General features: G+C 73.4%; 5 protein-coding genes. 1 reads left to right on the forward strand and 4 read right to left on the reverse strand.

Annotated elements, in window-relative coordinates:
• From E1291_RS35250 to E1291_RS44380, 3 genes are all read right to left on the reverse strand, one after another.
• Window positions 1-836 (reverse strand): serine/threonine-protein kinase (locus E1291_RS35250; protein WP_131742398.1); only part of this gene is annotated, 836 nt, incomplete at its 3' end.
• A gap of 21 nt (window positions 837-857) precedes the next feature.
• Window positions 858-2,570, reverse strand: a complete 1,713-nt coding sequence (locus tag E1291_RS44800) for a serine/threonine-protein kinase (RefSeq protein WP_207401105.1) — start codon at window positions 2,568-2,570, stop codon at window positions 858-860.
• A gap of 51 nt (window positions 2,571-2,621) precedes the next feature.
• The gene (locus E1291_RS44380; protein ID WP_242614573.1) at window positions 2,622-4,742 is read right to left on the reverse strand and encodes a serine/threonine-protein kinase; all 2,121 of its coding nucleotides are present in this window, start codon (window positions 4,740-4,742) and stop codon (window positions 2,622-2,624) included.
• 185 nt (window positions 4,743-4,927) lie between these two features.
• Here E1291_RS44380 and lysX point away from each other — a divergent pair, with 185 nt between their 5' ends.
• Window positions 4,928-8,212: a bifunctional lysylphosphatidylglycerol synthetase/lysine--tRNA ligase LysX gene (gene lysX, locus E1291_RS35265; RefSeq protein ID WP_131742399.1), complete on the forward strand. Its 3,285-nt coding sequence runs from the start codon at window positions 4,928-4,930 to the stop codon at window positions 8,210-8,212.
• A gap of 171 nt (window positions 8,213-8,383) precedes the next feature.
• Here the strand turns inward: lysX and E1291_RS42615 are convergent.
• Window positions 8,384-8,742 (reverse strand): hypothetical protein (locus tag E1291_RS42615; RefSeq protein WP_207401106.1); only part of this gene is annotated, 359 nt, incomplete at its 5' end.

The following is an 8,742-nucleotide window of genomic DNA, read 5'->3' on the forward strand; positions in this document are numbered from 1 at the left end:
GGCCGCCGGACCGGCCGCGGCGGCGGCAGCGCCGCGACGCGGGCGAGGAGCGGCTGCACCTGCGCCGCCGTCATCCGGTGGACCGGCTCGCGGGCCAGCAGTCCCTCCAGCACGCGCGTGAGGGGCCCGGCGTTGCGCGCCGGGGGCACCGGCTCGGTGAGCGCCGCCTGCAGTGACGCCATGGCGTCCGGCCGCTCGTAGGGCGAGTGCCCCTCCACGGCCGCGTACAGGGTCGCGCCGAGCGCCCACAGGTCCGAGGCGGGGACCGCCCGCTCCCCCTGGGCGCGCTCCGGCGGGATGTAGGCGGGCGACCCCATCACCAGGCCGGTCTGGGTGAGCGTCGCGTCGCCCTCCATCTGCGCGATGCCGAAGTCGGTGAGGACGACGCGCCCCGCGTCCGTGATCAGCACGTTGCTGGGCTTGACGTCGCGGTGCAGGATGCCCTTCTCATGGGCGTGGCGGAGCGCCGCGAGCATCTGCAGGCCGATCTCGGCGACCCGGTGGTGCTCAAGGGGACCCCGGTCCAGGAGGTCCTGCAAGGACGGGGCGAGGACCAGCTCCATCACGATCCAGGGCCGGTCGGACTCCTCGACGACGTCGTGGACGATGACCACGCCCGGATGGCTGAGCCGGGCCGACGCCCGCGCCTCGCGGAACGTCCGCTCGTACAGCACCGCGCGCTCGGCCTCGCTCAGGCCGGGCGGGAGCACGACCTCCTTGACGGCGACCTGGCGGTCCAGCATGACGTCGTGGGCGCGCCACACGGTGCCCATGCCGCCCCGCCCGACCACCGCGTCGAGCCGGTAGCGGTTACCGAGCAGACGTGCCTGTCCCATTGCCGGTCGATCCCCCAAGTGTCATCCCACCCCCGAGGGACGGAACGTGTCGAGCACATTCTTCACGAGCCCCGCGTACTCGGCCCACCTCGCCGCCGGAACGGCCACCACGACGGCGTAGGCCCGGCCATTGACGATCACCCCCCGGTCGACGGCCCGGGTGCCGCCGCCCCGCGACCACGTGAACTGGATGTCGGCGGCGGGCAGGGAGCCGACCGCCGATCGCTCCAGGGAGATCTTCTGGAAGTTCTGCAGCTTGCCGTCCGCCAGCGCCTCCCGTTCCCATTGGATCCAGTGGTCGTAGGGGTCACCTTGCCACGGAGTGCGGTCGACCTGCACGTAGGCACTGGTCGCCGGGTCGATCCAGACGACGCTGTTCTTCTGGACGCTCTTCCTCCAGCCATGCGGCACGCCGATCGTGTAACCGGGGCCGTCCGCCCCGGCCAGGCCGGACGGCATCGGCCGCCTGGCCGGCGACCGCCGCGGCCCGCTCGTCGTCCCCGAGTCCGTGACGGGGCCGGAGCCCGGCGAGCCCGAGGCGCCGGGGGAAGGGAGGACTCCGCTCGGCCCGGTCGGCTTCCGGGCACCGGAGCCGGATTCCGGCCACAGCACGATCCCCGCCGGGACGAGGACCGCCACCGCTACCACGAGGGCGGTGAGGGCGGGCCAGATCGTCCGGCCCTTCTTCCGCGCCGCTCCGGGGTGCTGGGTGGTCGTGTCGGGCGCGGGAAAGGGGATCTCCCCGAAGGGCGTCGGAGGCGCCGTGGAGCCCGCTCCCCAGTCGTGCGCCCCCTCCCACACGGGCCGGCCGGACGTGGCGGCCCAGGTGCTCTCACCGGCGAGGGCCGCCGTGCCGCCGTGGGCGGCGATCTGGGCGGCGGCGAGATCGGCGGCGTGCCCGGCGGCGACGGCGGCCAGGGCCTCCTCTGCGCGGTCCGCGCCCGTCCGGCGGACCGGGTCGCGCTCCAGCAGCCCGGCGAGGACGGGCGCGAGCGGCCCGGCGTTGCGCGGCGGCGGGGGCTCCAGGGTCATCACCGCCGCCAGCACCGCCATCGCGTCGCTGCGATGGTGCGGCGCCTTCCCCTCGCAGGCCGCGTACAGGGTCGCGCCGAGCGCCCACAGGTCCGAGGCGGGGATCGCCGGATCGCCCGCGACGCGCTCCGGCGACATGTACGCGGGCGAGCCCATGATCAGGCCGGTCCGGGTCAGCGTGGCGTCCCCGGCGACCTGGGCGATGCCGAAGTCGGTGAGCACCGCCCGGTCGTCCTCGGTCACCAGCACGTTCGCGGGCTTGACGTCACGGTGCAGGATGCCGATCGCGTGCGCGGCGCGCAGCGCGCCCGCGATCTGCCGGCCGATCACGGCGGCCCGGCCGGGCGGCAGCGGCCCGTCCTCGTCGATGACGTCCTGGAGCGAGCGGGCCCGGACCAGCTCCATGACGATCCACGGCCGGCCGTCCTCGTCCACGACGTCGTGGACGGTCACGACGCCGGGGTGGTTCAGCCGGGCGGAGGCGCGGGCCTCGCGCAGCGTCCGGCGGTGCCGGTTCTCGCGCTCCTCGTCGGACAGGGAGACGTGCAGCAGGACCTCCTTGACCGCGACCTCGCGGTCAAGGGTCTCGTCGTGCGCGCGCCAGACCGTGCCCATGCCGCCGCGGCCGACCACCGACAGCAGCCGGTAACGGCCCGACAGCAGCCGCCCCTCGCGCTCTCCTTTGTCCTCACCGTCAGACATGAGTGGCGACCCTACCGATCCCCTCTAACGGATCGGCTACGCCGATCACCTTCACTTGGCGGGCTCGAAGAACCGGAAGACGGGCTCCAGCTCCGCGATCGCACCGGACCACCCGTCGTCCGGGCTGCGCACGAGGATCGCGTAGCCGCGACCGTTCGCCACGAACCCCCGGTTGAGGATGTGCGTCCGGCCGCCGTCCTCGCTCTGGAAGGTGAACTCCCAGTCGGCGGACTTGTCGCCGTTCCCGGTGTCGGGGACGGGCGGCTCGTCGCCCGTCGGCTCGATCTTGATCCGATGGTAGCCGCCGAACCGCGCGCCCTTCTCCTGCCGCCGCCAGTCGTCGATCGCGCTGGGCCCCGGATCACCGGTCTGGTCGATCTGGACGTAGGTCCGGCGGCCGGGCGCGTAGTAGAAGTCGCCGCCCTGCTTCCTCTCCGGGCCGCTCCAGCCCGCCGGGACGGGCACCGTGTAACCGCTGTGGTCGTGGTACATCCGGTACCCGGAGGGCAGGGTGGGGCTCGGCGTGCCGCTGGGCTTGGCAGGGGTCGGAGACGCCGGGGCCGTCCTGCCCCTGGGCGAGGCGTTGCCCCGCATGCCCGCGGGCTTGCCGCCCTTGTCGTCGCCGGAGCTCGCCAGCGCGATCCCGGCGATGACCAGGATGATGACCAGCACCACCACGCCGATGATGACGGCGTTCCGGTTGGCGCCGAGCGCGGCCAGGCCCGGCCGGGCGGCCGGGGCCGCGGGCGGCGGAACCGGCGGCAGGACGCTGCCCGCGGGCCGGGTCGCGGGCTCGTTCCCCCATGCCTCGCGCGTCGCCTCGCGCGGGGTGGTCCCCGACGGGCCGTCCGGGACGGTGGCGCCGGGGGGCGCGGTGGGATCGAGACCGGCCATCGAGGAAGGGATCGCGGGCGGGACGGACGCGCCGCCGTCGGTCGCGGTGATGTCGGGGGCCCCCGCGCCGGGCGGCGGGGTCACCGCCCCCGGCGGGACGTCGAAGCGGGTGAGCTGGTCGGGGCGGGCGCCCGGGTCGAGACCGGAGACGCCGATGCCGGACCGCGTGCCACCGGAGCGCGTGCCACCCGACCGCGTGCCGCCGCCGGGCCGCGTGTTCCCGGACCGCCGTCCGGGTCGCCTGCCGCCGGTCCGCGCGCCCCCGGAGTCGCCCGGGGCGCCTTCGCCCGTGCCCACGGCGCCGGCGGTTCCGGAGCCGGCCGGGCCGGGGCCCGGCTCGTCCGGGTCCGGCACGTCGGGCAGGGGCGTGGCGCGCGTCGCGCCCGGAAGGTCGCCGAGCGGGAACTCGACGGCCATGGTGCGCTGCGTGTCGACGCTCTCCTGGCGGACGATCTCGTCTAGCAGCGCCCCGGCCTCGATCGCGTCCATCCGCAGGTCGGGGTTCTTGCGCAGCAGGCCCTCGATGACGGGGACGAGCGGGCCGCCCCGCTCCGGCGGGTCGGGCTCGTCGGAGATCACCGCGACCAGCGCGGCCATCGGCTCCGCGCGCTCGAACGGCGACTTGCCGTGCACCATCGCGTAGAGCGTGACGCCGAGCGACCACAGGTCGGAGGCGGGCCCGGCGACGCGGCCGCGGGCGCGCTCGGGGGCGATGTAGGCGGGCGAGCCCATCACCAGACCGGTCTGGGTGAGGGTCGCGTCGCCGGAGGCGGTGGCGATGCCGAAGTCGGTGAGCACGGCCCGGTCGCCCGCCCGGCCGGTGGCGGTGACCAGTACGTTGCTGGGCTTGACGTCGCGGTGCAGGACCCCGGCGTCATGGGCGGCGTGCAGCGCGGCGAGCATCTGCCGGCCGATCTCGGCGGCGCGGCGGGGCTCCATCGGCCCCTCCTGTTTGATCACCTGGTCCAGGGAGCGCGACTTGATGAGCTCCATGATGATCCAGGGCCGGTCGTCCTCCTCGACCACGTCGTAGACGGTGACGACCCCGGGATGACCGAGCCGGGCGGCCGTGCGGGCCTCGCGGAACGTGCGCTTGTGGTGAACGGTGCGTTCCTCATCGGTGAGACCATGCGGGAGGATGACCTCCTTCACCGCGACATCACGACCGAGGACCTCATCGTGCGCCTGCCAGACCGTCCCCATGCCGCCACGGCCGACCTGGGTCACCAGCCGGTAGCGGCGGGCGAGCAACCGCTCACCGGTGGACTCATTTGGCATATCCGCGACCATATCGACTTTTGCTGACAACCTTGGACCGAGCTTGCAAGCCACATCCTCCTACCCGTACGACGTCCGGCGTCACGCCAAGGTTCGCCACCGGGTGAGCGAGTGCGGACGGAAGCGTGATGGACGTGACACCCGGTACAAATAAAAGAGTTGCACAGCGCGGCGACGGGGGGACGATGCCGGAGAAGGGCCTGCTCGGCGAGTGGCACCGCCTCATCAAGGCTGCGCCGACGATCTTCTTCTGGTACACCCGTCTCTCCGGGATCCTCTCGCTGCTCGCATGGGTGTCCTATGGTCTCATCCTCGAGATAGCCGACTACTGGGCCTTGCGCTGGATCGGCTACCTCGGCTGGTTCCCCAGCGTTCCCGTCGGACTGGTCTGGATTCTGCTGTCGATGGGCGTCCGGCGGCGCAAGAAGGCCGCCTGGCGGATGCTCGTGCTGATCTTCTGCCTGCCCGCCGCGCTCAGCGTCACCGCCGTCCTGACCACGCTGTTCGACACGCAGAAGGGCACCTCCCCGGGGCTGGTCGTCACCGCCGCCGTCTACATCTCGGTGATCGGGCTGCTGATCGCCGCCCGCGGCCAGTTCACCGCGCTGCCCGACCGGGCCAACCGGCGGCTCGCGGTGGTCGTGTTCACCAGCCTGCTGGTCGTGACCGGCGGCATCGGCACCTTCCTGGTCACCCTCACCGACCGCGACGCCAGCGGCGACTTCTGGACCCATCCGAAGTACGCCATCGCGCAGACCGTGCTCGGCCCGCGGGTCACCGGCAAGCCGATCAACGTCGCGGTCCCGTTCTGGGTGGACGTGATCCTCTGGGTGCTCGGCACCGGCCTGTTCATCAGCACCTTCTGGGCGCTGTTCAAGCCCGGCCGCCGCGACCCCGTCCTGGAGCCCACCGAGGAGCTGGCCGCCCGCCGGCTGCTCGCCGAGTACGGCGACCAGGACTCCCTCGGCTACTTCGCGCTGCGCCGCGACAAGGACGTCATCGTCGCACCGAACGGTAAGGCGGCCATCGCCTACCGGGTGGAGGGTTCGGTCTCGCTGGCCAGCGGCGACCCGCTCGGCGACCCCGAGTCGTGGGACCAGGCGATCGAGGCGTGGCTCGGCGAGTGCACCGCGCACGCCTGGATCCCCGGCGCCGTCAGCGTCGGCGAGCGGGCCGCCCACGTCTACCGGCGGCACGGGTTCGACGCGCTGGAGCTCGGCGACGAGGCCGTCGTCGACCTCACCGACTTCAACCTCGAGGGCCGCGAGATGCGGCAGGTCCGCCAGGCCGTCCGGCGCGTCGAGCGGGCCGGGTACACCGTGCGCATCCGGCGGCACTCGCAGATCCCCGGCTGGGAGATGGCCAAGCTGATCCGCAGCGCCGACGCCTGGCGCGGCGAGGAGACCGAGCGCGGGTTCTCCATGGCGCTCGGCCGGCTCGGCGACCCCACCGACGGCCACTGCGTGATGGTCGAGGCGTTCGACGCCGACGGCGAGCTGCGCGGAATGCTCAGCTTCGTCCCGTGGGGCCGCACCGGGCTCTCGCTGGACCTCATGCGCCGCGACCGGCGCGCCGAGAACGGCCTGAACGAGTACATGGTCGCCAAGCTCGCCGAGAAGGCCGCCTCGGTCGGCGCGCAGCAGCTGTCGCTGAACTTCGCGATGCTGCGCGCGGCGTTCGAGCGCGGCTCGCAGATCGGCGCCGGGCCGGTCGCGCGGCTCTACTACCGCTTCCTGTCGTTCGCGTCGAAGTTCTGGCAGCTGGAGTCGCTGTACTTGGCCAACGCCAAGTACATGCCGCACTGGCGGCCCCGCTACATCTGCTACACCCACGGCCGCCACATCATCCGCCTCGGCCTCGCGTACGCGCGCGCGGAGGGCTTCCTGCCCAGCTTCAACCGCCCGAAGCTCGACCGCGCCGCCTCGATGGTGCCCTCCACCGAGCTGGTCGACCAGATCAAGGAGATCGAGGAGGCCGCCGACGCGGCCCGCGCGCCGCAGCGCCGCCTCTCCGAGCAGGAGCGGGTCCGCCACGCCAAGCTGGAGCGGATCCGCGCCGCCGGCATGGAGCCCTACCCGCTGACGTTCGACCGCACCGACTTCGCCGCCGCGATCCGCGCCCGCTTCCCCGACCTCCCGCCGGACGCGCGCACCGGCGAGCAGGTCGCGATCGCCGGGCGGGTCGTGCTGGCCCGCGAGCACGGCCGGCTGATCTTCGTGACGCTGCGCGACGAGACCGCCGACCTGCAGGTCATGCTGACCGCCGACGCGCTCGGCGCGGAGTCGCTCGGCCGCTGGAAGGAGCTGATCGACCTCGGCGACCAGGTCGGCGTGCACGGCGAGGTCGTCACCTCCCGGCGCGGCGAGCTGTCGATCCTGGCCTGCGTCTGGCGGCTCACCGCCAAGTGCCTGCGGCCGCTGCCGAACAAGCGCTCCGGCCTGTCCGACCCCGAGGCGCGGGTGCGCCAGCGGTACGTCGACTTCATCGTCAACGACGAGTCCCGGCGGATGCTGCGGATGCGCGGCGACGCCGTGGCCGCCGTCCGCGACGGGCTGCGCGACCGCGGCTACCTCGAAGTCGAGACGCCGATGCTCCAGCCCATCCACGGCGGCGCCGCCGCCCGCCCCTTCACCACCCGCATCAACGCCTACAACATGCAGCTCTACCTGCGGATCGCCCCGGAGCTGTACCTCAAGCGGCTGCTGGTCGGCGGCATCGGCGCGGTGTTCGAGCTGAACCGCAACTTCCGCAACGAGGGCGTCTCACAGAAGCACAACCCCGAGTTCACGATGCTGGAGGCCTACCAGCCCTACGGCGACTACGACACGATGGCCGAGCTGACCCGCTCCCTCGTCAGGGACGCCGCGCTGGCGGCGCTCGGCACGACGGTCGTCGTCCGGGACGGCGTCGAGTACGACCTCGCCGAGCCCTGGCAGGAGATCACCGTCTACGACTCGGTGTCCAAGGCCCTGGGCGAGCTCATCACCCCCGACACCCCGCTGCGGGCGGTGCACTCCCACGCCGAGCGGGCCGGGCTGAACTTCGACCCCGAGTGGGGCCAGGGCAGGATCGTCCAAGAGCTGTTCGAGGCCCTGGTCGAGGAGCACCTGGCGGCGCCGACGTTCGTCCGCGACTACCCGGCCGAGACCTCGCCGCTCACCCGCCCGCACCGCGACGACCCGCGGCTCGCCGAGAAGTGGGACCTCATCGTCTTCGGCCTGGAGCTCGGCACCGCCTACTCCGAGCTGATCGACCCGATCATGCAGCGGCAGCGGCTCACCGAACAGTCGCTCCAGGCGGCCGGCGGCGACCCGGAGGCCATGGAACTGGACGAGGACTTCCTGCGCGCCCTGGAGTACGCCATGCCCCCCGCGGGCGGCATGGGCATGGGCATCGACCGGCTCCTCATCACCCTCACCGGCCGGAGCATCCGCGAGACGATCCCCTTCCCCCTCGTCCGTCCCGGCTGAGCTCATTTCAATCCCGGCCCACTGCGCTCGCCGGCGCTCGCTTCGTGACCGTGCTTGTGCGAGCGCGAATCGCTTCGCGATCTTCCCGGCGGGGCTCGCCTTCGGCATTGCCCCGCCGGTCAGGTAGCGCGCTCGCGTGACGGCTGAACTCGCTGTCAGGCTGCCCCTTCCCTAGAGGGTGCGGGGGGTGGGGCGGTAGCCGTGGGTGGCCAGCCAGTGGCGTGCTCGGGCGCGGCTTGCGTCCTCGGTCGCGCCCGGAGGGGTGCTGGGTGGGATGGGGAGCCAGCGGGCGTCGTCAGTGCCGCACTCGGGGGCGGTGGCCGAGTCCGCTCGGTCCAGGACGTCGCCGCGGTGCAGGTCCAGGACGGACGGGGCGTCGCCCTCCAGGGCAGCCGCCACCGCGCCCAGGTCGGCGGGGACGGGTGCCAGCGGCGGGGCGGGGACGCCGTCCAGTGCCGCGGCCAGGTCGGCGGCGAGGTCGGCGTCGCCCGGCAGGTCGCGGACGGCCAGCGCGGAGCGGCAGGCGCGGG

Source organism: Actinomadura roseirufa, assembly GCF_900659635.1.
In the GTDB taxonomy this organism is placed as follows: Bacteria; Actinomycetota; Actinomycetes; order Streptosporangiales; family Streptosporangiaceae; genus Spirillospora; species Spirillospora roseirufa.

What these genes read in the sequence shown, in the direction of transcription:
- lysX (WP_131742399.1), top strand. Translation starts at nt 4,928, where the DNA reads ATGCCGGAGAAGGGCCTGCTCGGCGAGTGGCACCGCCTCATCAAGGCT.
- E1291_RS44380 (WP_242614573.1), bottom strand. Translation starts at nt 4,742, where the DNA reads ATGCCAAATGAGTCCACCGGTGAGCGGTTGCTCGCCCGCCGCTACCGG.
- E1291_RS44800 (WP_207401105.1), bottom strand. Translation starts at nt 2,570, where the DNA reads ATGTCTGACGGTGAGGACAAAGGAGAGCGCGAGGGGCGGCTGCTGTCG.